Genomic DNA, 23759 nt, shown 5'->3' with positions numbered 1-23759 from the left:
AAACTTGCCGCCTTCTGGCAAAGTGCATGATTTCGGCTATGCGCGAGAAAGACGCCGCCAGGCCGTGCGCAGCCCTTCACGATGCAGGCTCAGCGAGCGCCCCATCACCACCACTACCAACAGCGCCCCTGACAGCGCGCTCGACACCTGGTTGGGGATGCCGACCATCTGTAAACCCTGTTGCAGATACCCCACCAGCAGCGCCGCCAGCGCCGTGCCGAGTATCGACCCCGACCCGCCATAAATATTCGCCCCGCCGAGCACCGCGGCAGTCAGCGCGGGCATCAGCAGGTCGCGGCCTAAATCCGAACGCGCCGAACCGAAGTAAGAGACCAGAATCAGCGCGGCCACCGCCGACGCCACGCCCACCAGGCCATACAGCACGTACGGCATGCCGTTCACCGACAGCGCGGCGTAGCGCGCCGCCCGCGGGTTTTGCCCGATCAGGAAGAGGTGGCGGCCGAAACGCCCGCGGTGGGTCAGCAGCCAGAAGAAAAAGGTGATAACGGCAAACAGCAGCAGCGGTAGCGGAAGACCGGCCAGCGTCAGATTGGCGAAGGCGGTAAAGCTATCCGGGAAGCCGCCAATCCCTTCATAGCCGGTTGCCCCCGCGATGCCGGAAAGCAGCAGCGCCGCCCCGCCGTAGAGATAGAGCGTACCGAGGGTAATCACCAGCGGGCTGATGCCGGTATAGTGAATCAGGGCGGCATTCACCAGGCCGCACAGCAGCCCAATCAGCAGCGTCAGCGGAATCGCCAGCGCCATCGGCCAGCCCGCCTGCATCATCACCCCCAGCGCAATGGCGCACAGACCAATGGTGGATCCGAGCGAAATATCGATCCCGCCGCTGATGATCACCAGGGTCAGCGGTAGCGCGACAATGCCAATACAGATAAAGTCGCTGGTGCTGAACAGCAGCATGTTGATATCCAGCATCCGCGGATTGATCGCCCCAAACAGCAGAATTTCCACCGCCAGTAATACCAGCAGCGCGCTTTCCCAGTTGAGCTTCATCTACGCCACCTCTTTGTTTTTACGTTTTGCGAACGGGGTGACGTGCTTTCCCCCTTTATTGCCGGGCTGAAAGCGGCTGTATTTCAGCGCCCGCTGATGGCGCGCCAGCGCCTGACGTAGCCGACCGTCGAGTACCAGAACCCCCAGCAGCACCAGGCCGGCGATAAAGTCGTTCCACCACGCCGGCAGCCGGAACAGCACCAGCACGGTATCGATTTGGGTGAGAAAAAAGGCGCCGAGAAAAGCGCCGATCAGCGTCCCGGTGCCGCCAAGCAGCGAGATCCCGCCCAGCACGCAGGCGGCGATGGCCTTCATCTCCAGGCCGCTGCCGGTCTGATTGGGGACAAAACCGATCTGCGCGGCAAAGACGATCCCGGCGCAGGCCGCCAGCATGCCGTTGAGGGTAAAGGCCAACATACGGGTACGGTTCACCGCCACCCCAAGCTGGCGCGCGGCGGCCAGGTTGTCGCCCACGGCGTAAAAATCGCGACCGAACGCGGTGCGCGACAGCAGCCATGCGCCCGCCAGCAGCAGCGCCAGCACCAGCCAGCCCAAGGGCGATACGCCGATAAACAGCGGTTCGGAAAGCGATTTCAGGTCATCGGGCAGCCCCTCGATCCATTTCCCGCCGGTCCACAGCAGCATCACCCCGCGATACAGGCCAAGCGTGCCGAGAGTGGCGACAATCGCCGGAATACGCAGCCCGACCACCAGCAGGCCGTTAAAAGCCCCCGCCAGGGCGCCAATCGCCAGCGCAAAGGCGATTGCCGCCGTCAGGCCATATCCGTCGTTAAGCGCAACGCCGACCGCGATCGCACTCAGCCCCACGGTCGAACCAACGGAAACGTCGATATTACGGGTCAGCATCACCAGCGTCGCTCCCAGCGCCAGCAGGCAGAGAATTTGCGAGCTGGCAAAGATCATCGCCAGGGTCTGGAAGCTAAAATAGGCGGGATTGAGCGCGATCAGCAGCGCGAACAGCGCCAGAATCGCCAGCAGGGCGCTCAGCTCGCGGTTCCTGAATAACGTTTTCATGACTGCCCTCCAAAGGCCAGCGCCATCATGCGATCGACGGTCACCGCCGGCTTTATCAGCTCGCCGCTGTGCCTGCCCTGATGCATCACCAGCACCCGGTCGGCCAATCCGACAAACTCATCCAGATCGCTTGAAATCATCAGTACCGCCACGTTTTGCGCAGCGACGCTTTTCAGCAGCTGATAGATGTCGGCGCGGGCGGAAACGTCGACGCCGCGCGTGGGTTCATCGACGATCAGCAGCAGCGGGTTAGCCTCCAGACAGCGGGCCAGCAGGACCTTCTGCTGGTTGCCGCCGGAGAGCGTACGCACGGTCTGATCGCTGTGATTGAGTTTGATCCCCAGCGCCCGGTGGTAGCGCTCCACCACCGCCGCTTCGCGCTGACGCTGCTGCCACCACGATGGCTGGTTAAACATCACCGCGTTCCAGCGTACCGGCGCATCCAGGAACAGCCCGGAAACCTGGCGGTCTTCCGGTAAATAGACCAGTCCGCTGGCAAGCCGCGCGCGGGTGCTGTCGTGGCTGATGTCGCGGTTTTCCAGCCATACCCGCCCTGCCCGCGGCGGACGCAGGCCGTAGAGGGTTTCGGCAAATTCGGTGCGCCCGGAGCCCACCAGTCCGGCCAGGCCGACGATCTCCCCGGCATGGATCTCAAGACTGAGATCGATAAAGCCCTCGCCGGTCAGATCCTCTACCCGCAGTACCGGGAAATCCTGCGCCTGAGTCCGACGATTGCCCGGCAGCGCCAGCCACAGTTTCTGCGTATCGCTCAGATCGCGATCCCGCTCGACGGGCGTCATCGCGTTGATCAGCTGCGCATCGCTGTAGCCTGCGGTCTCTCCGCTCAGCACTACCGCGCCGTCACGCATCACCGAAACATGACTGGCGATCTGGCGGATCTCCGGCAGCTTATGCGAAATAAAGACGATGCCGACGCCGATCCCCTGCAGGGCGCGGATCTGGCGAAACAACCGCTCGGTCTCCCCGGGCGTTAACGAGGCGGTGGGTTCATCGAGGATCAGGATCTGCGCGTCGCGCATTAACCCGCGGAGGATCTCCACCATCTGCTGATCCGCCACTTCCAGGGTTCCGGCCGCCGCCTGGAGATTGATCTGGCAGTGCAGCTGCTGCAGCGTCTCCCGTAAGCGCGCGTCGTTATCCGCGCGCTTCGGCAGGCGAAAGAGAATATTTTCCCGTACCGTCAGGTTGGGAAACAGCATCGGCTCCTGAGGCACCAGGTAGATCCCCAGCTGGTGGGCCAGCGCCGGGTTGAGACGCGCAAAAGCGCGGCCGCCAAGGTTAAGTTCACCGTCATCTGGCGTTTCCACCCCGGCGATAATCTTCATCAGCGTCGATTTCCCGGCGCCGTTGCCGCCCATCAGCGCATGCACCTGCCCGGAAAAGAGCGTGAAATCAATGCCCTTCAGTACGGCGATGCCGGAGAACTGTTTGCGGATCTGGCGGGCTTCAAGCAATGGCTTCATCATCACGCCTCGGTTGAACAAATGATTTTTTAATTCAATAATGTTCAAAAGCGTAGACGGTGAACTATATTTACAACCGTGCAAAGATCACAGTTTTATGCTTTAGATCGTTGGAAAAAATCGGCCCACGATGAAAGATCGGTTTTGCCAGTCGGCTCACACTTTCCGACCGCGCAATAACGAACATATGATCTAAATTTTTATAAGAGTTCACTTTATGAGCGAAAAACGCATTACGGAAGAGGGCCGCTATGCCGGCCTGGCGTTAGCCGAAGAGGAGCTGGTGGCGCGGGTGGCCTGGTGTTACTACCACGATGGATTGACGCAGAACGATATCGGCGAGCGCCTGGGGCTGCCGCGGTTAAAGATCTCCCGTCTGCTGGAAAAAGGCCGCCAGTCCGGGGTGATCCGCGTGCAGATCAACTCCCGTTACGAAGGGTGCCTGGCGCTGGAGACCGAGCTGCAACAGCGTTTTAACCTGAAGATTGCCCGCGTGCTGCCGGCGCTCAATACGCCACCGATGAACGCGCGTTTAGGCATTGGCGCGGCGCAGTCGCTGATGGGAGTACTGGAACCGGGGCAGCTGCTGGCGGTGGGGTTTGGCGAAGCCACCATGAGCTGCCTGCAGCACCTGAGCGGCTTTATCAGCTCGCAGCAGGTGCGGCTGGTGACGCTCTCCGGCGGCGTCGGGCCCTATATGACCGGCATCGGCCAGCTGGATGCCGCCTGTAGCGTCAGCATTATTCCGGCGCCGCTGCGGGTCTCCTCCGCCGAAGTGGCGGAGATCCTGCGCCGGGAGTCGAGCGTCCGCGATGTCATGCTGGCCGCCACGGCGGCAGATGCGGCGGTGGTAGGCATTGGCGCTATCGATCAGCGCCGCGACGCCACGATTCTGCGTTCCGGCTATATCAGCGAAGGCGAACAGCTGATGTACGCCCGTAAAGGCGCGGTAGGCGACATTCTCGGTTATTTCCTGCAGGCCGACGGCAGGCGGGTTGAGGGGCTGGAGATACACCGGGAATTACTCGGCGTCACCCTCGATGAGCTGGCACAGCTGCCGACCATTGTCGGCGTTGCCGGTGGAACGGAAAAAGCGCAGGCGATTTATGCCGCCCTGATGGGCAAACGCATCAATGGCCTGGTAACGGAAGAGACAACAGCACGCGCGGTGCTCACGCTGGCCTCCTGATGGCCCTGCGCCGCGCAACAATCGCGAGGCGCATGTCATGAGTTACCTGTTAGCGTTAGATGCCGGGACCGGCAGCATTCGGGCAGTCATTTTTGATCTGGCGGGCCGCCAGGTCGCGGTCGGCCAGGCCGAATGGAAACACCTGAGCGTAGAAAATGTTCCCGGCTCCATGGAGTTCGATCTCACCACCAACTGGCTACTGGCCTGTCAGTGCATCCACCAGGCGCTGGCGGTCGCCCATCTGCAGGCGGCCGATATTCAGTCCGTCGCCTGCTGCTCCATGCGCGAAGGCATCGTCCTTTACGACCGTAACGGCGAGGCCATCTGGGCCTGCGCCAACGTCGATGCCCGCGCCAGCCGCGAAGTGGCGGAGCTCAAAGAGATCCACGATGACCACTTTGAATCCGAAGTGTATGACGTCTCCGGCCAGACGCTGGCGTTAAGCGCCATGCCGCGCCTGCTGTGGCTGGCCCATCACCGTCCGGATATCTATCGTAAAGCCGCCACCGTCACCATGATTAGCGACTGGCTGGCAGCAAAGCTCTCCGGCGAGCTGGCCGTCGACCCGTCCAACGCCGGCACCACCGGGATGCTCGATCTGTTTAGCCGCGACTGGCGCCCGGCGCTGCTCGATATGGCGGGGCTACGGGCCGATATGCTCTCGCCGGTCAAAGAGACCGGCACGCTGCTCGGAACGGTGACCGAGGCGGCGGCGCAGCAGAGCGGCCTGCGGGCCGGAACTCCGGTAGTGATGGGCGGCGGCGACGTGCAGCTGGGCTGCCTCGGTCTCGGGGTGGTGCGCGCGGGGCAAAGCGCCGTACTCGGCGGTACCTTCTGGCAACAGGTGGTGAATCTGCCGGAAGTGCGAACCGACCCGGAGATGAATATTCGCGTGAACCCGCACGTGATTCCCGGCATGGCCCAGGCGGAATCGATCAGTTTCTTTACCGGCCTGACCATGCGCTGGTTCCGCGATGCCTTTTGCGCCGAAGAGAAGCTGGTCGCCGAGCGCCTCGGCGTCGACGCCTACTCCCTGCTGGAAGAGATGGCCAGCCGGGTGCCCGCCGGTTCCCACGGCGTGATGCCGATCTTCTCCGATGCCATGCATTTCAAGCAGTGGTATCACGCCGCGCCGTCGTTTATTAACCTCTCCATCGACCCGGAGAAATGCAATAAAGCCACTCTGTTCCGCGCGCTGGAGGAGAATGCGGCGATTGTCTCCGCCTGTAATCTGGCGCAAATCTCACGCTTTTCCGGGGTGACGTTCGACAGCCTGGTCTTTGCCGGCGGCGGTTCGAAAGGGGCGTTGTGGAGCCAGATCCTCAGCGATGTCACCGGCCTGCCGGTACGCGTGCCGGTGGTCCGTGAAGCCACCGCTCTCGGCTGCGCCATTGCCGCCGGAACCGGCGCCGGCCTGTACGCCGATATGGCAACGACCGGCGAGCAGCTGGTGAGCTGGCATCGGGTATTTACGCCCAATCCGGCGCACCGCGAGCTGTACCAGGGGATGATGGAGAAATGGCAGTCGGTTTATGCCGACCAGCTTGGGCTGGTCGACAGCGGGCTGACCACCTCGATGTGGCAGGCGCCGGGCCTTAAGCGCCGGCCCCCTGTCGTCCCGGCCCCCTGAACGCCCCCTTCTTCCCCCGCTTCCACGGCGGCGGGGGACGCTCCCGCCCTCGTTCTTTGAATCCCATCACAATCACCGCACTCCCTTTTTCACTTTTTGCCCGCGACGGCTAAATTAGTAACTCATCCGACCACATAACAATAATGTTACATATTAGATACTGGAAGCCATTATGAGCCACTATCCGTCGTTATTCGCCCCGCTCGATCTGGGTTTTACCCAGCTGAAAAACCGTGTGCTGATGGGGTCGATGCACACCGGGTTGGAAGAACATGCCGACGGCACGGAGCGGCTGGCGGCCTTTTACGCAGAGCGTGCTCGCCACGGGGTGGCGCTGATTGTCACCGGCGGGATTGCGCCGACGGCGTCGGGGGTCACAATGGCGGGCGGCGCGGTGCTCGACGATGCCAGCCATCTGGCGCACCATCGCCACATTACCGATGCGGTCCATCGGGAAGGCGGCAAAATCGCTCTGCAAATTTTGCATACCGGCCGCTATAGCTATCAGCCGCGGCCGGTAGCCCCGTCGGCGCTGCAGGCGCCGATTAACCGCTTTGTCCCGCACGCGCTCAGCCATGATGAGATCCTGCAGCTGATCGATGATTTCGCCCGCTGCGCCCAGCTGGCCCGGGAGGCGGGTTATGACGGCGTCGAAGTGATGGGCTCTGAAGGTTATTTAATTAACGAATTCCTCGCTGCGCGCACCAACCACCGCGACGACCAGTGGGGCGGCGATTACCCCCGACGCATGCGTTTTGCGCTTGAAGTCGTGCGCGCGGTGCGCGAACGAGCCGGCCACGACTTTATTATTATCTACCGCCTGTCGATGCTCGATCTGGTTAACGATGGCAGCACGCTGCCGGAAGTGATTGAACTGGCGCAGGCGATTGAAGCGGCAGGCGCCACCCTGATCAACACCGGTATCGGCTGGCACGAGGCGCGCATTCCGACCATTGCCACGGCGGTACCGCGCGGGGCCTTTAGCTGGGTGACCCGCAAGTTGAAAGGCGCCGTGGCGATCCCGCTGATCGCCACTAACCGGATCAACGATCCGCAGGTAGCGGAGGCGATCCTCGCCCGTGGCGATGCCGATATGGTGTCGATGGCACGCCCCTTCCTGGCCGACGGTGAATTCCTCTCCAAAGCGCAAAGCGGGCGAGCGGATGAGATCAACACCTGCATCGGTTGCAACCAGGCCTGCCTGGATCAGATCTTCGCCGGGCATGTCACCTCCTGTCTGGTCAATCCGCGCGCCTGCCATGAAACTCTGATGCCGGTCATCCCGGCGTCGGCGGTGAAACGCCTGGCGGTGGTGGGGGCGGGTCCCGCCGGGCTGGCTTTTGCCGTCAATGCCGCTTCTCGCGGCCACGCGGTAACGCTGTTCGACGCGCAAAAAGAGATTGGCGGCCAGTTTAATATCGCCAGGCAGATCCCCGGCAAAGAGGAGTTCTCTGAAACCTTACGCTACTACCGCCGGATGCTGGCTCTGAACGGCGTCGATCTGCAGCTGGGCCAGTTGGTCACGGCGGATCGACTGATGGCGTTTGACGAAGTGATCCTCGCCACCGGGATCGCCCCGCGGATGCCGGATATCGCCGGAATTACGCACCCGAAAGTGCTGAGCTATCTCGACGTACTGCGCGACAAAGCGCCGGTAGGCGAGAAAGTGGCGATTATCGGCTGCGGCGGCATCGGGTTTGATACCGCGATGTATCTGAGCCAGCCGGAGGTTGCCAGCAGCCAGAATATCGCCGGATTTTGCGCCGAGTGGGGAATTGATACCAGCCTGCAGGCGCCCGGCGGCCTGCGTCCGGAAGGGGCGCAGCTAGCGAAAAGCCCGCGGCAGATTGTGATGCTCCAGCGCAAGCCCGGCAAGCCCGGCGAGGGTTTAGGTAAAACCACCGGCTGGATCCACCACGCCACCCTGCTGGCGCGCGGGGTAAAAATGATCCCGGCGGTCAGCTATCAGCGGATCGACGACGAGGGATTGCATGTGACGATCGGCGGCGAAGCGCGGGTATTGCCGGTGGATCAGGTGATTATCTGCGCCGGTCAGGAGCCGAAGCGTGAGCTGGCGGATCCGCTACGCGCGGCGGGTAAGGTGGTGCATCAGATAGGCGGCTGCGACGTGGCGCTGGAGCTGGATGCCCGCCGCGCCATTGCCCAGGGAACAAAGCTTGCGCTGGCCATTTAACGGCAGTAGCCCGGGCCGGGGGTTCCCCGGAGGCGCTGCGCTTCTCCGGGCTACACGCCTCGCCGAACGACCTGCGACTGCCCTCACCTCGCCCGGCGAAGGCGATCGGCACATCAGCGCAGCTTACGCACCTTCACCGCTTTCAACACCACGAATTTATTATTGGTGGCGACGGTAGAACAGTTACCGAAAATCTTCTTCAGCTTGTGGAAATAATCGAGGTGACGGTTGGCCACAATATACAGCTCGCCGTTAATCTTCAGGCAGCGGCGCGCGTGATGGAACATCTCCCAGGCGATGTTATCCGTCAGCGCATGTTTCTGGTGAAACGGCGGGTTGCACAACACCGCATTAAAGCGAAACGGCTCAACGTCGGACAGGGCGTTGTTAATCATAAACTCGCAGCGGTCAAGCGCCTCGGGCATGTTGGTTTCCACGTTCAGGCGACTGGAGGCCACGGCCATCGGCGATTCATCCACAAACACCACGCTAGCCTGCGGGTTTTTCTCCAGCAGCGTCAGACCAATCACCCCGTTGCCGCAGCCCAAATCGACAATTTCGCCTTCGAGGTTGGAAGGAAGATGTTCGATGAAGAAACGCGCGCCAATATCCAGCCCGGTTCGTGAGAACACATTCGCGTGATTGTGAATCGTCCACTCCGTCCCTTCCAGCTTCCAGCTCAGCGTCTGCGGCGCCTCGGCAAGGGCCGGCGCGGCGAAGGTACAGTTTATCAAGCGGGCTTTCTTCCAGGCCAGGGTGGTGGTGGTCGGGCCCAGCACTTTTTCAAACAGCTCCAGCGTGGATGTATGAATGTCGCGCGCCTTGGCGCCCGCGATAATACGGGTTTGCGGCGTCACCACCAGGCGTAACGCCCGCAGCTGCTGCTCCAGCAACGCCAGCGTTTTTGGCACTTTGATCAGCACCACGCCCGGCGTCTGTGGGTACTCTGCCGTGCTGTCGAGAAATTTCACGCTGGACTCGGCAATATCGTTATGACGCAAATTCTCACGCGTGGCGAGTTCCGTCAGGTACGAATCGCCGATACTGTATGGCGTATGTTCCGCCAGCGCACAGCTTAATGCGCCGAAGGTGTCGTTCAGAATCAGGACCGGGCCCTTAATCTCCGTATCGTCCAGCTGCTGCAGCAGATACTCATCCGCCGCTTCCCACGCCAGTAGCGGGTTAACGTCATCCGTTTCCGGGAAACGTTTCAGTGTCAGTGAACGGAAACCGTTGTCTAAGTGGCTCATCGGCCCTCCTGAGTGGTAAAATTTGGCGTTATCCCTGAAAAGGGTGCGTGAGTATACCCTTTTTAGCGACAAAATCATTCAGGATGCGCCGCAGCAGCCTGAGGGATGATATGAATATCTTTTATCTGGAGCGTTGATGAGTCAACTCACTTACCTGCAGGGTTACCCGGAGAATTTACTTTCTCAGGTTCGCACCTTAATTGCCGAGCAGCGGCTGGGCGAGGTCCTGCAAAAACGTTACCCGCAAGGGCATGACGTCAATAGCGATAAGGCGTTGTATCAGTACACTCAGGATCTGAAAACCCGCTATCTGCGCGGCGCCGCGCCGGTGAACAAGGTAATGTACGACAGCAAGATCCACGTCCTCAACAACGCGCTCGGCCTGCATACCGCGATTTCACGGGTCCAGGGCGGCAAGCTGAAAGCGAAAGCCGAGATCCGCGTGGCGACGGTGTTCCGCGAGGCGCCGGAGGCGTTTTTGCGAATGATCGTGGTGCATGAACTGGCGCACCTGAAAGAGAAGGATCATAACAAAGCGTTCTATCAGCTGTGCTGCCATATGGAGCCGCAGTACCACCAGCTGGAGTTTGATACGCGCCTGTGGCTAACGCATCTTTCGTTAAATCGTTCTGCGTAGTCACGCACTGGTTTTGTCATGATGGCATGGTAGAGTGGCAGGAGGTCCCCTCTAACGGAGTTCGTCAACGTTTATGATACGTTTCGCTGTTGTTGGTACAAACTGGATTACCAAACAGTTTGTCGATGCCGCCCATGAAACTGGCAAGTATAAACTCACCGCGATTTACTCTCGCAGCCTCGAGCAGGCGCAGGCTTTCGCTAACGACTATCCCGTCGACCATCTGTTCACCTCGCTGGACGCTCTGGCGCAAAGCGATGCCGTCGACGCGGTGTACATTGCCAGCCCGAACTCCCTGCACTTCCCGCAAACGCAGCTGTTCCTGAGCCATAAAAAGCACGTGATTTGCGAAAAACCGCTGGCCTCCAATCTGCGGGAAGTCGAAGCCGCTATCAATACCGCCCGCGAAAACCAGGTGGTGCTGTTCGAAGCCTTCAAAACCGCGAGCCTGCCGAATTTCCTGCTGCTGCAGCAGTCGCTCGGCAAAGTAGGCAAACTGCATAAAGCGTTTATCAACTACTGCCAGTACTCCTCCCGCTATCAGCGCTATCTCGACGGCGAGAATCCGAATACCTTCAACCCGGCCTTCTCCAACGGCTCGATTATGGATATCGGTTTTTATTGCCTGGCTTCGGCCGTCGCGCTATGGGGCGAGCCGCGGGCGGTTCACGCCAGCGCCAGCCTGCTGGACAGCGGCGTCGATGCCCAGGGGACGGTGGTGCTCAGTTACGCGGACTTTGACGTCACCCTGCACCATTCCAAGGTGAGCGACTCTACCCTGGCAAGCGAAATCCAGGGCGAGGCCGGCGCGCTGGTGATCGAGAAAATTTCTGAATGCCAGAAGCTCTCTTTCATCCCACGCGGCGGGAAAGCGCAGGATCTGACGCAGCCGCAGCACATCAATACGATGCTGTATGAGGCGGAAGAGTTTGCGCGTCTGGTGGAAAATAATCAGGTGCTTCACCCGGGACTGGAAGTGAGCCGCAGCACGGCCAAACTGTTGAGCGAAATTCGCCGCCAGACCGGCGTGGTATTCCCGGCGGATAATCCGCAGGTGGCGTAAAGGAGTGTAAATAGGCCGTCCGTCGCCATTGACGCCATTTATGACTTGTAATACTTTGTTACGTGCAAAGGGGAGTAACTTCCTTGCCGGTGGATCGTCATTACGATGCGTGCAAAAGCGCATCCGGTCGCCGGGCAATAATAAAAGCATCAGCCGACGTTAAGCGGCTCTTTTATTGTTGTAAGTGAGACCTTGCCGGAAGGCGAGGTCTATGCATAAACACGCAACGGCTGCCGTCTTCCGACGTCAGCCGTTTTGTTTTTATGTAAGGAACATTGTAATGAATACTGTCGGCACACCGTTGTTATGGGGCGGATTCGCTGTGGTCGTGGCGATCATGCTGGCCATCGATCTCCTGCTTCAGGGACGGCGCGGTGCGCATAGCATGACGATGAAACAGGCCGCAGGTTGGTCCATTCTCTGGGTAACGCTCTCTCTTCTCTTCAACGCGGCTTTCTGGTGGTACCTGGTACAAACCGAAGGGCGTACCGTTGCCGATCCGCAGGCGCTGGCTTTCCTCACCGGTTATCTGATTGAGAAAGCGCTGGCCGTCGATAACGTCTTCGTCTGGTTAATGCTGTTCAGCTATTTCTCCGTGCCGCCTGCGCTACAGCGACGGGTGCTGGTCTATGGCGTGCTGGGGGCGATCGTGCTGCGTACGGCGATGATCTTCGCTGGGAGCTGGCTTATTTCCCAGTTCGAGTGGCTGCTGTACCTGTTTGGCGCATTCCTGCTGTTTACCGGGGTGAAAATGGCGCTGGCGAAAGAAGATGATTCCGGTATCGGCGATAAACCGCTGGTACGCTGGATCCGCAATCACCTGCGTATGACCGATAAGATTGAAGGCGAGCGCTTCTTTACCCGGCAAAACGGCGTCCTGTTCGCCACGCCGCTGCTGCTGGTGCTGATCCTGGTGGAGCTAAGCGACGTGATTTTCGCGGTCGATAGCATCCCGGCGATTTTTGCCGTGACCACCGATCCGTTTATCGTACTAACCTCAAACCTGTTCGCGATTCTGGGCCTGCGCGCGATGTACTTCCTGCTGGCGGGCGTCGCGGAGCGGTTCTCGATGCTGAAGTATGGCCTGTCGGTGATTCTGGTATTTATCGGCGTCAAGATGCTGATTGTCGACTTCTACCATATCCCGATTAGCGTTTCGCTCGGCGCGGTTGGCGGCATTCTGACGCTGACCCTGCTGATTAACGCCTGGGTCAATCAGCAACACGATAAGAAGAAACAGCGGCAATAAACCGCAAATGGCCGGGTGGAGCCTGCTTTCCCCCGGCCAGCAACCTCCACCGCGCAGTATTTCTCACCATGTCACAAAATCGTTAATACATAGTTAAAAAACAAGATCCCGGATAAAGAAGCAGCATTTTACGCTTTCTCCCCACCGTTCTTTCCGTATACTCGACCAGGAAAATATTTACTTACATCCGGACATAAACGTAACAAAGAGTACGTACGTGAGACGGACAGCAACATCACAAGAAGGTATAGATAATGACGACACAAACTCCCCCATCGGGCCTGTTTCAACGTCTGGCCCAGGGCAGCCTGGTCAAACAAATTTTAGTCGGTCTGGTTCTCGGCGTGCTGTTGGCGCTGGTCTCGAAGCCGACGGCGATCGCCGTCGGTCTGCTCGGCACGCTGTTCGTCGGCGCGCTGAAGGCCGTGGCGCCGGTACTGGTGCTGATGCTGGTGATGGCCTCCATCGCCAGCCATCAGCAGGGGCAAAAAACCAGTATCCGCCCGATTCTGTTCCTGTACCTGCTGGGAACCTTCAGCGCCGCGTTAACCGCCGTGCTGTTTAGCTTCATCTTCCCGTCAACGCTGCACCTGACCTCCGCTGCCGGCGATATTACGCCACCGTCAGGGATTATCGAAGTACTGCGCGGGCTGCTGATGAGTATGGTCGCGAACCCGATCGATGCCCTGCTCAATGCCAACTATATCGGAATTCTGGTGTGGGCCGTCGGTCTCGGCTTTGCCCTACGTCACGGCAACGAGACGACCAAAAACCTGATCAATGACGTCTCCCATGCGGTGACCTTCATGGTGAGAATGGTCATTCGCTTTGCGCCGCTGGGTATTTTCGGCCTGGTCTCTTCAACTCTGGCCTCTACCGGTTTTGCAACGCTGTGGGGCTACGCTCAGCTGTTAATGGTGCTGGTGGGCTGTATGCTGCTGGTGGCGCTGGTGATTAACCCGCTGCTGGTGTTCTGGAAAATCCGCCGCAATCCGTATCCGCTGGTACTGACCTGCCTGCGCGAAAGCGGCGTATACGCCTTCTTCACCCGCAGCTCCGCCGCCAATATTCCGGTGAACATGGCGCTGAGCGAAAAACTGAACCTCGATCGCGATACCTATTCCGTCTCTATCCCGCTGGGAGCCACCATCAATATGGCCGGGGCCGCGATCACCATTACGGTGCTAACCCTGGCCGCCGTGAATACCCTGGGGATCCCGGTGGATCTGCCTACGGCGCTGCTGCTCAGCGTGGTCGCCTCACTGTGCGCCTGCGGCGCGTCCGGCGTAGCGGGAGGGTCGCTGCTGCTGATTCCGCTGGCCTGCAATATGTTCGGTATTCCCAATGATGTCGCCATGCAGGTGGTCGCGGTCGGCTTTATCATCGGCGTGTTGCAGGACTCCTGCGAAACCGCGCTGAACTCCTCCACCGATGTGCTGTTTACCGCCGCCGCCTGTATTGCTGAAGATGAGCAGCTGGCGAAAAACGCGCTGCGCGATTAAGCCCCGCCTCCCCTCCGCTAGCGGGCGGAGGGGTTCTCTTCCAGCGCCTCCTCCCTTTTAAACGGATCGATACCGCGTTTTTGCAGCCGCCAGAAACGAATAATATTCAGACCGTTGACGATCAGAAAGCTGCCTTCAATCAGCGTGCCGCCAATCGACCCCAGCCAAAAGTTATGCGTGACCCAGCACGCCGTAGAGCACCACATCACGCAGCGGGTGGTCAGCCCCTGGCAGCGAAACAGGGCCCAGGTGCTGGCGACGGTGCCGACTACCGGCAACAGTTCCATCGCATGCTGGAGTTTTCCAAAGCCGAGAATCAGCGTCAGGGCAATAAATATCGCCATGACCCACAGATTGCGGGTACGCAGAGAAATCAGCGTGCGCACGGCGTTAAGCCCGGCGCTCATACCCGCCGGCAGCGCCCCCATCAGGATAAAGTGCAGGCCGATAATGGCGCTGTACAACGCCAGCTGGCATTTAAAACGACGCTCGTCGCGATTGATAAAGGTGGTGATTCCGATCAGAAAGGCGATGACCCCCACGCCCTGGGCAAGCCAATACGCGGTCATGAAAGATCCTTGTCAGAAAAGATAAAAACAAACAGCGCCCCTTGTATGGCGCGCCGTTATTCACATCAACAATGATAACCAAAACAGATACCTTCGCCCACCGCCGCGCTGGCACGTCCCCTGACCGTCAGACGAGGAGCGACTGGCCATTACAAGGTGACGCCGCTCTTGAAGATGGCCAGCTCGCGGAAGTCATTGCGCTCATTACAGGTCAGTTTGCCATTGACGATTTCGACAAGGGTGTCGACAAACTCCTCCAGCAGCTGCGGCATCGCTTTGCCGTGAATCAACTGGCCGGCATCGAAGTCGATCCAGTGCTTCTTCTTCGCCGCCAGCTCACTGTTGGTGGCGATTTTTACCGTCGGCACAAAACCGCCATAAGGGGTGCCGCGACCGGTACTGAACAGCACCATGTGGCAACCCGCCCCGGCCAGGGCGCTGGTCGCCACCGCATCGTTACCCGGCGCGCTCAGCAAGTTGAGACCGTGGACCTTCAGACGCTCGCCGTAGCGCAGCACATCTACCACCTGGCTGGAACCCGCTTTCTGGGTGCAGCCCAGCGACTTATCTTCCAGCGTGGTGATCCCCCCCGCCTTATTGCCCGGCGATGGGTTCTCGTAAATCGGCTGGTTATGCGCAATAAAGTACTGTTTAAAGTCATTCACCATGGTCACCAGCTTGCCGAAGGTCTCTTCATCCCGGCAGTGGCTCATCAGCAGCCGCTCGGCGCCGAACATTTCCGGCACCTCCGTCAGCACGGTCGTCCCGCCGTTGGCGATCAGGTAGTCCGAGAAACGGCCCAGCATCGGGTTGGCGGTGATGCCGGAGAGGCCATCCGAGCCGCCGCACTCCAGGCCAAACTTCAGCTCGCTCAGTTTGCCCGGTTCGCGCTTGTCCTCGCGCATCGCGCGATAGAGCTGGTGCAGGTGCTCAACCCCCGCCTCCACTTCATCTTCCTGCGCCTGGCAAATCATAAAGTGCACGCGTGCCGGATCGAACTCGCCCAGGGTTTCACGGAAAGCATCGACCTGGTTGTTTTCACAGCCCAGACCGATCACCAGCACCGCCCCGGCGTTGGGGTGGCGCACCATATTTTGCAGCATGGTGCGGGTATTGATGTGATCGTCCCCCAGCTGCGAACAGCCGTAGGTGTGACCGAAGAGGAAGACGCCATCGATGCCTTCCGCATCGTTGGTCTCTTTGAGGAAGCGGTTCTGGATCTGGCGGGCAATCCCGTTAACACAGCCGACGGTCGGCAGGATCCACAGTTCATTGCGCACCCCGACCTCCCCGTTAGCGCGACGGTAAATTTGCACCTCGCGGTCGGCGGGCTGTGCCGATGGCTCGCTAAGGTCCGGCTGATAGCTATACTCGTCAAGGTCGCTCAGGTTGGTGCGCGTATTATGGGCATGGATATGTTCCCCTGGCGCGATATCCGCCAGCGCATGACCAATGGGCAGACCATACTTAATCACGTTATCTCCCTTCGCAACCGGGCGTAGCGCGAACTTATGCCCACGCCCCACGTCCTGGCTTAGCGTGACCGTATCATCATCGATAGTGACCTGGGTACCTGCACTCATGTCAGCCAACGCGACGGCTACGTTATCCTGCGAATGGATTTTAATGTATTGCATATCAACCGACCTCTGGACTTAATTCAGTTCAATGGCGAAGTAATCACGCGCATTGTTAAAGCAGATATTTTTCACCATCTCGCCCAACAGCTGGATATCCGCCGGCGCTTCACCCGCGGCCACCCAGCGGCCGATCATCTGGCACAGGATGCGGCGGAAATACTCATGACGGGTGTAGGACAGGAAGCTGCGGCTGTCGGTCAGCATACCGACGAAGCGGCTCAGCAGACCGAGCTGCGCCAGCTGGGTCATCTGACGCTCCATACCGTCTTTCTGATCGTTGAACCACCAGCCGGAACCGAACTGCATCTTGCCGGGCATCCCTTCGCCCTGGAAGTTGCCGATCATGGTGCCCAGGACTTCGTTATCACGCGGGTTCAGGCAGTAGAGAATGGTTTTCGGCAGCAGATTTTCTTCATTCTGCTTGCTCAACAGTCGGGACAGCGCCTCCGCCAGCGGGCGGTCGTTGATGGAGTCAAAGCCAACGTCCGGGCCTAACAGTTTGAACTGACGCTGGTTGTTATTACGCAGCGCGCCAATGTGATACTGCTGGACCCAACCGCGACGGGCATACTCGGCGCCGAGGAAGACCAGTACCGCGGTTTTGAACTGTGCGACTTCGTGTTCGCTCAGGGTAGCGCCGGCCAGGCGACGCGCCAGGATGGTATCCAGTTCGGCCTCGCTGGCTTCGGCAAACAGCACCACGTCCAGCGCATGATCGGAAACTTTGCAGCCGTGAGCAGCGAAGTGGTCCAGGCGTTTGACCAGCGCAGACTGCAGGTCGGCAAAGCGACGAATATCGGTATCGGATACCGCGCCGAGCCTGGTCATGTAGTCGTTAAAAGTGGCCTGTTCGATGTTGAACGCTTTATCCGGGCGCCAGCTCGGCAGCACTTTGGTGGTGAAGGAGGTCTCTTTCGCCACCGCCGCGTGGTGTTCCAGTGAATCGATCGGATCGTCGGTGGTGCCGACCATTTTCACCTTCATCTGCGTCATGATGCCGCGGGCGGAGAAGCTCTCCTGCGCCAGCAGATCGTTACACTGATTCCAGATTTCATCGGCGGTAGACGGGGAGAGCAGCTTACCTGTAATACCAAAAGGACGTCGCAGTTCCAGATGCGTCCAGTGATAGAGCGGGTTACCGATGGTATGCGGTACGGTTGCCGCCCACGCATCAAACTTTTCCCGGTCCGACGCATCGCCGGTACACAGGCGTTCCGCAACGCCATTGGTCCGCATTGCGCGCCATTTGTAGTGGTCGCCTTTCAGCCAGATGTCATACAGATTTTTAAAGCGATAATTTTCGGCAATCTGCTGCGGCGGCAGGTGGCAGTGATAGTCGAAAATCGGCTGGTCTTTGGCGTAGTCATGGTACAGGCGGCGGGAAAACTCGGTATCAAGCAGAAAATCTTCGGTCATAAACGGTGTCATTTTCATTTCCTCTTCGCCCCGTTACGGAGCCCTTCAGATGATTGACGATCATGCTGACAAAGTTATCACACCAATTTCCACAGGCCGAAATCTTTTTCGTGAGTTAGATCAATAAACGCTGACAAAAAATTTACCCTTAAAGGAGTAAACAGCGCTACAGGCCGCGCCATAAGCGGCTTTTCTCGCAAGAAAGAATACCCCCATAAACTTTCCCACTTTTGTGACAGTACTCAACTTTTAAAGTTGTATGACAAGTTATCTTTCTGCCGTCGCAACATATAAACCGTAGGAATGTATTCGCGATGATTTATTACATCGCATTGACCGGTACGGATACCGAATTAAGCAACACAATTGATGCCAAGGTTCGGGCCATATGGGTTTTCCCTCCTGAGCCCTCCGTTTCTCCCTCTCCACCCCGGGTTGCCGGGCTGGAAGATGGCCGCACTTGCTGCGGAGATATAACAAACGATGAGGTTTTACATGCGTAAAATTAAAGGGTTACGTTGGTATATGATCGCACTGGTGACCATGGGCACCGTGCTGGGTTACCTGACGCGTAACACTGTGGCTGCGGCTGCGCCGACGCTGATGGAAGAGTTACACATCTCCACCCAACAGTACTCCTATATCATCGCAGCCTATTCAGCTGCTTACACCGTCATGCAGCCTGTTGCCGGCTACGTTCTCGATATTCTGGGCACCAAAATCGGCTACGCCTTCTTTGCTATCGCCTGGGCCGTTTTCTGCGGTTCAACGGCGCTGGCCGGCAGCTGGGGCGGATTAGCGCTGGCGCGTGGTGCCGTCGGCGCCGCAGAAGCCGCGATGATCCCGGCGGGTCTGAAGGCCAGCTCCGAATGGTTCCCGGCAAAAGAACGCTCTATTGCCGTGGGCTACTTTAACGTCGGCTCCTCTATCGGCGCGATGATTGCGCCGCCGCTGGTGGTCTGGGCAATTGTGATGCACAGCTGGCAGATGGCGTTTATCATTTCCGGTGTCCTGAGCTTTATCTGGGCCATGGCGTGGCTGGTATTCTACAAACACCCGCGTGACCAGAAGAAATTAACCACCGAAGAGCGCGACTACATCATCGGCGGTCAGGAATCGCATCATCAGACCGACAACAGCAAGAAAATGTCCCCATGGCAGATCCTGCGCAACCGTCAGTTCTGGGGCATTGCGCTACCGCGTTTTCTCGCCGAGCCGGCATGGGGGACCTTTAACGCCTGGATCCCGCTGTTCATGTTTAAAGTCTACGGCTTTAACCTGAAAGAAATCGCCATGTTCGCGTGGATGCCGATGCTGTTCGCTGACCTCGGTTGTATCATTGGAGGCTATCTGCCGCCGCTGTTCCAGCGCTGGTTCGGCGTTAACCTGATTGTGTCGCGTAAAATGGTGGTCACCATGGGGGCGCTGCTGATGATTGGACCGGGGATGATCGGCCTGTTCACCAGCCCGTTCGTCGCCATCGCGCTGCTGTGCATCGGGGGCTTTGCCCACCAGGCGCTGTCCGGCGCGCTGATTACCCTCTCTTCCGACGTATTTGGTCGTAACGAAGTGGCGACGGCTAACGGCCTGACCGGGATGGCGGCATGGATGGCGAGCACCCTGTTCGCCCTGGTGGTCGGCGCTCTGGCCGATACCATCGGCTTCAGCCCGCTGTTCGCGGTGCTGGCGGTGTTCGACCTGCTGGGGGCCGTGGTTATCTGGACCGTGCTGAAGAACCAGTCCGCCGACGACGACTCGCCACCGCTCAAAACGAATAAACCGCTGGCGCAGAACTAAGCCTCATCGCGATTGATTCATACACCAGGCCGCCGCCATGAAGGCGGCTTTTTCATATCCGGCAGTGGTGAGATGCGCGTAAAAGTGGTATAACAAATCCAATATTGTCGCCATCTTCCGGGAGCGAATATGGAAATCACAGAACCACGTCGTTTGTATCAACAGCTTGCCGCAGAGTTGAAGGCGCGTATTGAGCAAGGTGTCTACCTTGTAGGCGATAAGCTGCCTGCAGAACGCTTTATCGCCGATGAGAAAAGCGTCAGCCGAACCGTGGTTCGCGAAGCCATTATCATGCTGGAAGTGGAAGGCTATGTTGAGGTGCGCAAAGGTTCCGGCATTCACGTTATCGCCAATCACCCCAAACACCAGCAGCCGATCGACGAATCGCTGGAGTTTGCCAGCTATGGTCCGTTTGAACTGTTGCAGGCGCGCCAGCTGATTGAGAGCAATATTGCCGAGTTTGCCGCCACTCAGGTGACCAAGCAGGACATCATGAAGCTGATGGAAATCCAGGAGAAGGCGCGCAAAGAGAAGTGTTTCCGCGATTCGGAATGGGATCTGCAGTTTCACGTCCAGGTCGCGCTGGCGACGCAAAATACCGCCTTAGCCGCCATCGTCGAAAAAATGTGGACCCAGCGCGTGCATAACCCGTACTGGAAAAAGCTCCATGACCACATCGACCTGCGCACCGTGGATAACTGGTGTGACGATCATGACCAAATCCTTAAGGCGCTGATTCGCAAAGATCCGCACGCGGCGAAACTGGCCATGTGGCAGCACCTGGAAAACACCAAGTTGATGCTGTTTAACGAAACCAGCGATGATTTTGAATTCAATGCCGACCGTTACCTGTTTGCCGAAAACCCGGTTGTTCACCTCGATACCGCGGCCAACGGCGCAAAATAAGCGCTTTTCCTCTCTCCGGGCAGGCTATCAGCATCTGCCCGCAAATCAGGCTGGGTAAGCAAACATATATAGTGTCAGCCTGTGTAAAGACACTCGCCACCCGCCGCCGCAATCAGCAAAATCAATGCGCAACAGACTGTAATTTTTCTGACGGAAAGTCGGTGCTTTTGTTACAATTAGATGCATTTCGTCGTTCTGAAAGCGCGTTTTGCTGACTGCGCTGTTAAACAGGGAACCGTTCAGGACGCATGAACAGCGACCATAATCCAATAAAAAACGATGTCGCTATCTACACCGCGTTCAGACGAACCGTTAACCGATGTACCAGGAATCGTGAATGGAACTATTAACCCAATTGTTGAATGCTCTGTGGAGTCAGGATTACGAGACCCTCGCCAATCCCTCCATGATTGGCATGCTATATTTTGTCTTGTTTATGATTTTGTTCCTTGAAAACGGCCTGCTTCCTGCCGCCTTTTTACCGGGCGACAGCCTGTTAGTCCTGGTTGGCGTACTGATTGCCAAAGGGGCGATGGGGTTCCCGGAGACGCTGCTGCTGCTGACCACGGCGGCCAGCCTCGGCTGCTGGCTGAGCTATATTCAGGGGCGCTGGCTGGGCAATACGCGGATTGTGCAAAACTGGCTTTCACATTTGCCGTCCCACTATCACCAGCGCGCGCACCATCTGTTCCATAAACATGGGCTCTCCGCCCTGCTGATGGGCCGCTTTATCGCCTTCGTGCGGACGCTGCTGCCGACTATCGCCGGGCTTTCCGGCCTGAATAATACTCGCTTCCAGTTCTTTAACTGGATGAGCGGCCTGCTGTGGGTTCTGATTTTGACCTCCCTGGGTTACCTGCTGGGTAAAACCCCGGTATTCCTCAAATATGAAGATCAGCTGATGTCCTGCCTGATGCTGCTGCCGCTTGTGCTGCTGGTGTTTGGCTTAATCGGGTCGCTGGTGGTCCTGTGGAAGAAAAAATACAGAAGCCGGAGCTGATGATGGCGAAAAAAAGCCCCTCTCTGCGTCAGATGAGCTGGCTGCTGGGCGGCGCCATTCTCCTGTGCGCCCTGGCCTGGCTCTGGCTGGCGATGCAGCATCAGGAATCAACCCTGACTATCCATCCCGTCAGACAGGGCGTTGGTATGCCGGACGGTTTCTCCGTCTGGCATCACCTTGACGCGAACGGTATCCGTTTCAAAAGCATCACCCCGCAAAAAGACGGTTTGTTGATCAAATTTGATTCCAGCGCGCAGAGCATCGCCGCAAAAGAAGTTCTGGGCCGCGCTCTGCCACATGGTTATATTATTGCTTTGCTGGAGGATGAAAATACGCCGACAGCCTGGCTCTCCCGTCTGCGCGATACCCCACACAGATTGGGATAAGTAGCCAAAATTCTGAATATTTTCACGCAGTTTGGTGGTTTCCCGTTTTCCTGACTATGCTTAAGACTGCGGGAGCCACCGGGCTGACGTTTATCGACTGGATCGGGCATATCTCCCGGGTATGCCCTCACACAATGGAAGGTAGCATCCATGAAATACCGCATCGCTTTGATTCTGGTTTTGACTTCGCTAAGCTCCAGCGCCTTTGCCATCTCCCCCTGTCAGGAAAAAGAGCAGGATATCCAGCGGGAGATTAGCTATGCCGAAAAACATCACAACCAGAACCGGATTGATGGTTTGAACAAAGCGCTTCGTGAAGTCAGAGCGAACTGCAGCGACGGTAAGCTCAAAGCCGAACATCAGCAAAAAATCGCGAAACAACGTGAGGAAATTACCGAGCGTCAGCGCGATCTGAAGGAAGCTCAGCAGAAAGGCGATGCCGATAAAATCAGCAAGCGCCAACGCAAGCTTGATGAAGCGCAGCACGAGCTGAAAACGCTTGAGTCGCGTGATTACTGATAAGCCACACTTTACATGGACCCACTCTACAGGAGAGAAAGATGCCTAAAGACAACGTTGCAGACGATCTGCGTGCAGAACTGAAGACTCTGGCTGATACCCTGGAAGAAGTGCTGAATTCCTCTGCGGATAAGTCGAAAGAAGAAATTGGCAAACTACGCAGCAAAGCGGAAAGTGCGTTGAAAGAAAGCCGCGTTCGCCTGGGTGAAACCAGCGATGCAATCGTCAAGCAAACCCGTGAAACCGCCGCTCGCGCCGACGAATACGTTCGCGAAAATCCGTGGACCGGGGTCGGTATTGGCGCAGCCGTCGGGCTGGTGCTGGGTGTCCTGCTGACGCGTCGTTAATTATGGCGGACTCTCAACACGCGCAAGGACCGGGCAAAAGCGTCTTCGGTATTGGCCAGCGGATAATCACGCTGCTGGTCGAAATGGTGGAAACGCGCCTGCGCCTGGTGGTCGTGGAGCTGGAAGAAGAGAAGTCGAACCTCTTCCAGCTGCTGCTGATGCTGGGGTTGACGCTGCTGTTTGCCGCGTTCGGCCTGATGAGCCTGCTGGTGCTAATTATCTGGGCCATCGACCCTCAGTACCGGCTGCACGTCATGATTGCCACCACCGCCGTGCTGCTGCTCGCCTCGTTGACAGGCGGCATCTGGACGCTGCGTAAAGCCCGTCGATCGACTCTCCTGCGCATGACGCGCAAAGAGCTGGCTGACGATCGGGCTCTGCTGGAGGACGATCGATCGTGAGCAACAAACAGGAACGCGAGCGGCGTAAAGCCCTGCTGCTGCGCCAGATCCAACAACAGCGGCTGGATTTAATCGCCAGCCGTCGCGACTGGCTTGCCGCCACCGCGCCGTTGGACCGCGGCTGGCAGACGTTACTCCAGCTTCGCTCATGGGCGATGGTGGGCAGCGGTATCATGGCGGTGTGGTCAGTTCGCCACCCGCGCTTTTTACTCCGCTGGACGAAACGCGGCTTCGGTATCTGGAGCACCTGGCGGATGGCCAAAGGCTTGCTACGGCAGTCATCCTCCCGCTAACCCCTCTTTCCCACCACGACTCTATCCGCTCATTTCCCTGTGCCGAGGCGTAAACGCCTCGCTATCCGTGACGCTTCCTGTTGCCAGCGGCATAAGCTCTCTCTGCCCGACGCCCGGCCGCTTAATCGCCCCAATTGCTCAGAATCTTTGATGAAGATCTACAGTTTTCCTTGCTAACAATTCTCTCAGCGCCTCGTTAATATTCCCTCCATCGACAGCAACCCCGCGTAACTACGCA

Annotated in this window: 22 protein-coding genes; 15 read left to right on the top strand and 7 right to left on the bottom strand. The window is 58.4% G+C overall.

Going from position 1 to position 23759, the window contains the following annotated elements; genetic code table 11:
* Positions 1–36: 36 nt before the first annotated feature.
* From lsrD to lsrA, 3 genes are read right to left on the bottom strand one after another with little or no spacing between them, the layout of a single operon-like run.
* Positions 37–1014 carry an autoinducer 2 ABC transporter permease LsrD gene (gene lsrD / locus EDF73_RS13420; protein WP_132729613.1) on the bottom strand — a complete coding sequence of 326 codons (978 nt, stop codon included), beginning with the start codon at positions 1012–1014 and terminating at the stop codon, positions 37–39.
* Positions 1015–2049, bottom strand: a complete 1035-nt coding sequence (gene lsrC, locus EDF73_RS13415; RefSeq protein WP_132729612.1) for an autoinducer 2 ABC transporter permease LsrC — start codon at positions 2047–2049, stop codon at positions 1015–1017.
* Positions 2046–3533, bottom strand: a complete 1488-nt coding sequence (gene lsrA / locus EDF73_RS13410) for an autoinducer 2 ABC transporter ATP-binding protein LsrA (protein ID WP_132729806.1) — start codon at positions 3531–3533, stop codon at positions 2046–2048. The genes lsrC and lsrA overlap by 4 nt, the downstream gene beginning before the upstream one ends.
* Positions 3534–3750: 217 nt before the next feature.
* Here lsrA and lsrR point away from each other — a divergent pair, with 217 nt between their 5' ends.
* The 3 genes from lsrR to EDF73_RS13395 all read left to right on the top strand — a co-directional run bounded on the left by lsrR (position 3751) and on the right by EDF73_RS13395 (position 8546).
* Positions 3751–4722 carry a transcriptional regulator LsrR gene (lsrR, locus tag EDF73_RS13405; RefSeq protein WP_132729611.1) on the top strand — a complete coding sequence of 324 codons (972 nt, stop codon included), beginning with the start codon at positions 3751–3753 and terminating at the stop codon, positions 4720–4722.
* Positions 4723–4759: 37 nt separating this feature from the next.
* Complete coding sequence (gene lsrK, locus EDF73_RS13400; protein WP_132729610.1) at positions 4760–6352, top strand: autoinducer-2 kinase; 1593 nt, start codon at positions 4760–4762, stop codon at positions 6350–6352.
* A 172-nt stretch (positions 6353–6524) separates the two neighbouring features.
* On the top strand, positions 6525–8546 hold the full coding sequence (locus tag EDF73_RS13395; RefSeq protein ID WP_132729609.1) for an NADPH-dependent 2,4-dienoyl-CoA reductase: 2022 nt from the start codon (positions 6525–6527) through the stop codon (positions 8544–8546).
* Positions 8547–8659: 113 nt separating this feature from the next.
* Here the strand turns inward: EDF73_RS13395 and rlmG are convergent, their stop codons facing one another.
* Positions 8660–9796: a 23S rRNA (guanine(1835)-N(2))-methyltransferase RlmG gene (gene rlmG, locus EDF73_RS13390; protein ID WP_132729608.1), complete on the bottom strand. Its 1137-nt coding sequence runs from the start codon at positions 9794–9796 to the stop codon at positions 8660–8662.
* A gap of 136 nt (positions 9797–9932) precedes the next feature.
* On the opposite strand from rlmG, the gene EDF73_RS13385 reads away from it, so the two are divergent.
* From EDF73_RS13385 to sstT, 4 genes are all read left to right on the top strand, one after another.
* A complete protein-coding gene (locus EDF73_RS13385; protein ID WP_132729607.1) occupies positions 9933–10433 on the top strand; it encodes a M48 family metallopeptidase in 501 nt (166 codons plus the stop codon).
* A gap of 73 nt (positions 10434–10506) precedes the next feature.
* Positions 10507–11496, top strand: coding sequence for a Gfo/Idh/MocA family oxidoreductase (locus EDF73_RS13380; RefSeq protein WP_132729606.1), 990 nt, complete (start codon positions 10507–10509; stop codon positions 11494–11496).
* A 280-nt stretch (positions 11497–11776) separates the two neighbouring features.
* Complete coding sequence (locus EDF73_RS13375; protein WP_132729605.1) at positions 11777–12745, top strand: TerC family protein; 969 nt, start codon at positions 11777–11779, stop codon at positions 12743–12745.
* 254 nt (positions 12746–12999) lie between these two features.
* Positions 13000–14247: a serine/threonine transporter SstT gene (gene sstT, locus EDF73_RS13370; protein WP_132729604.1), complete on the top strand. Its 1248-nt coding sequence runs from the start codon at positions 13000–13002 to the stop codon at positions 14245–14247.
* 17 nt (positions 14248–14264) lie between these two features.
* Here sstT and EDF73_RS13365 read toward each other — a convergent pair whose 3' ends face one another.
* The 3 genes from EDF73_RS13365 to uxaC form a co-directional block, all read right to left on the bottom strand.
* Positions 14265–14816: a YgjV family protein gene (locus EDF73_RS13365; protein ID WP_132729603.1), complete on the bottom strand. Its 552-nt coding sequence runs from the start codon at positions 14814–14816 to the stop codon at positions 14265–14267.
* Positions 14817–14965: 149 nt separating this feature from the next.
* Positions 14966–16453, bottom strand: coding sequence for an altronate dehydratase family protein (locus EDF73_RS13360; protein ID WP_132729602.1), 1488 nt, complete (start codon positions 16451–16453; stop codon positions 14966–14968).
* Between the two features lie 18 nt (positions 16454–16471).
* Positions 16472–17884, bottom strand: coding sequence for a glucuronate isomerase (uxaC, locus tag EDF73_RS13355; protein ID WP_132729601.1), 1413 nt, complete (start codon positions 17882–17884; stop codon positions 16472–16474).
* Between the two features lie 483 nt (positions 17885–18367).
* On the opposite strand from uxaC, the gene EDF73_RS13350 reads away from it, so the two are divergent.
* From EDF73_RS13350 to EDF73_RS13315, 8 genes are all read left to right on the top strand, one after another.
* Positions 18368–19669: an MFS transporter gene (locus tag EDF73_RS13350; protein WP_132729600.1), complete on the top strand. Its 1302-nt coding sequence runs from the start codon at positions 18368–18370 to the stop codon at positions 19667–19669.
* A 129-nt stretch (positions 19670–19798) separates the two neighbouring features.
* On the top strand, positions 19799–20575 hold the full coding sequence (gene exuR, locus EDF73_RS13345; protein WP_132729599.1) for a transcriptional regulator ExuR: 777 nt from the start codon (positions 19799–19801) through the stop codon (positions 20573–20575).
* A gap of 337 nt (positions 20576–20912) precedes the next feature.
* Positions 20913–21575: a DedA family general envelope maintenance protein YqjA gene (gene yqjA, locus EDF73_RS13340; RefSeq protein WP_132729598.1), complete on the top strand. Its 663-nt coding sequence runs from the start codon at positions 20913–20915 to the stop codon at positions 21573–21575.
* A complete protein-coding gene (mzrA, locus tag EDF73_RS13335) occupies positions 21575–21961 on the top strand; it encodes an EnvZ/OmpR regulon moderator MzrA (RefSeq protein ID WP_207896652.1) in 387 nt (128 codons plus the stop codon). Before yqjA ends, mzrA begins: the two co-directional genes overlap by 1 nt.
* 150 nt (positions 21962–22111) lie before the next feature.
* Positions 22112–22480 carry a DUF1090 domain-containing protein gene (locus EDF73_RS13330; RefSeq protein WP_132729597.1) on the top strand — a complete coding sequence of 123 codons (369 nt, stop codon included), beginning with the start codon at positions 22112–22114 and terminating at the stop codon, positions 22478–22480.
* 41 nt (positions 22481–22521) lie between these two features.
* Entirely contained in the window at positions 22522–22827 is a 306-nt protein-coding gene (locus EDF73_RS13325; RefSeq protein ID WP_132729596.1) for a YqjD family protein, read from the top strand.
* 2 nt (positions 22828–22829) lie between these two features.
* Complete coding sequence (locus tag EDF73_RS13320; RefSeq protein WP_132729595.1) at positions 22830–23228, top strand: phage holin family protein; 399 nt, start codon at positions 22830–22832, stop codon at positions 23226–23228.
* A complete protein-coding gene (locus EDF73_RS13315) occupies positions 23225–23521 on the top strand; it encodes a YqjK-like family protein (protein ID WP_132729594.1) in 297 nt (98 codons plus the stop codon). The genes EDF73_RS13320 and EDF73_RS13315 overlap by 4 nt, the downstream gene beginning before the upstream one ends.
* The last annotated feature ends 238 nt before the right edge of the window (positions 23522–23759 follow it).

This window comes from Klebsiella sp. BIGb0138, from assembly GCF_004342285.1.
GTDB lineage: Bacteria > Pseudomonadota > Gammaproteobacteria > Enterobacterales > Enterobacteriaceae > Klebsiella.
The sequence above is the reverse complement of the archived record's forward strand: the minus strand, read 5'-3'. Positions and strand labels throughout refer to the sequence as shown.

What these genes read in the sequence shown, in the direction of transcription:
- uxaC (WP_132729601.1), bottom strand. Translation starts at nt 17,884, where the DNA reads ATGACACCGTTTATGACCGAAGATTTTCTGCTTGATACCGAGTTTTCC.
- EDF73_RS13365 (WP_132729603.1), bottom strand. Translation starts at nt 14,816, where the DNA reads ATGACCGCGTATTGGCTTGCCCAGGGCGTGGGGGTCATCGCCTTTCTG.
- EDF73_RS13380 (WP_132729606.1), top strand. Translation starts at nt 10,507, where the DNA reads ATGATACGTTTCGCTGTTGTTGGTACAAACTGGATTACCAAACAGTTT.
- EDF73_RS13320 (WP_132729595.1), top strand. Translation starts at nt 22,830, where the DNA reads ATGGCGGACTCTCAACACGCGCAAGGACCGGGCAAAAGCGTCTTCGGT.
- sstT (WP_132729604.1), top strand. Translation starts at nt 13,000, where the DNA reads ATGACGACACAAACTCCCCCATCGGGCCTGTTTCAACGTCTGGCCCAG.
- lsrC (WP_132729612.1), bottom strand. Translation starts at nt 2,049, where the DNA reads ATGAAAACGTTATTCAGGAACCGCGAGCTGAGCGCCCTGCTGGCGATT.
- mzrA (WP_207896652.1), top strand. Translation starts at nt 21,575, where the DNA reads ATGATGGCGAAAAAAAGCCCCTCTCTGCGTCAGATGAGCTGGCTGCTG.
- lsrA (WP_132729806.1), bottom strand. Translation starts at nt 3,533, where the DNA reads ATGAAGCCATTGCTTGAAGCCCGCCAGATCCGCAAACAGTTCTCCGGC.
- EDF73_RS13360 (WP_132729602.1), bottom strand. Translation starts at nt 16,453, where the DNA reads ATGCAATACATTAAAATCCATTCGCAGGATAACGTAGCCGTCGCGTTG.
- EDF73_RS13325 (WP_132729596.1), top strand. Translation starts at nt 22,522, where the DNA reads ATGCCTAAAGACAACGTTGCAGACGATCTGCGTGCAGAACTGAAGACT.
- EDF73_RS13395 (WP_132729609.1), top strand. Translation starts at nt 6,525, where the DNA reads ATGAGCCACTATCCGTCGTTATTCGCCCCGCTCGATCTGGGTTTTACC.
- lsrR (WP_132729611.1), top strand. Translation starts at nt 3,751, where the DNA reads ATGAGCGAAAAACGCATTACGGAAGAGGGCCGCTATGCCGGCCTGGCG.
- yqjA (WP_132729598.1), top strand. Translation starts at nt 20,913, where the DNA reads ATGGAACTATTAACCCAATTGTTGAATGCTCTGTGGAGTCAGGATTAC.
- EDF73_RS13385 (WP_132729607.1), top strand. Translation starts at nt 9,933, where the DNA reads ATGAGTCAACTCACTTACCTGCAGGGTTACCCGGAGAATTTACTTTCT.
- rlmG (WP_132729608.1), bottom strand. Translation starts at nt 9,796, where the DNA reads ATGAGCCACTTAGACAACGGTTTCCGTTCACTGACACTGAAACGTTTC.
- exuR (WP_132729599.1), top strand. Translation starts at nt 19,799, where the DNA reads ATGGAAATCACAGAACCACGTCGTTTGTATCAACAGCTTGCCGCAGAG.
- lsrD (WP_132729613.1), bottom strand. Translation starts at nt 1,014, where the DNA reads ATGAAGCTCAACTGGGAAAGCGCGCTGCTGGTATTACTGGCGGTGGAA.
- EDF73_RS13350 (WP_132729600.1), top strand. Translation starts at nt 18,368, where the DNA reads ATGCGTAAAATTAAAGGGTTACGTTGGTATATGATCGCACTGGTGACC.
- EDF73_RS13375 (WP_132729605.1), top strand. Translation starts at nt 11,777, where the DNA reads ATGAATACTGTCGGCACACCGTTGTTATGGGGCGGATTCGCTGTGGTC.
- lsrK (WP_132729610.1), top strand. Translation starts at nt 4,760, where the DNA reads ATGAGTTACCTGTTAGCGTTAGATGCCGGGACCGGCAGCATTCGGGCA.
- EDF73_RS13330 (WP_132729597.1), top strand. Translation starts at nt 22,112, where the DNA reads ATGAAATACCGCATCGCTTTGATTCTGGTTTTGACTTCGCTAAGCTCC.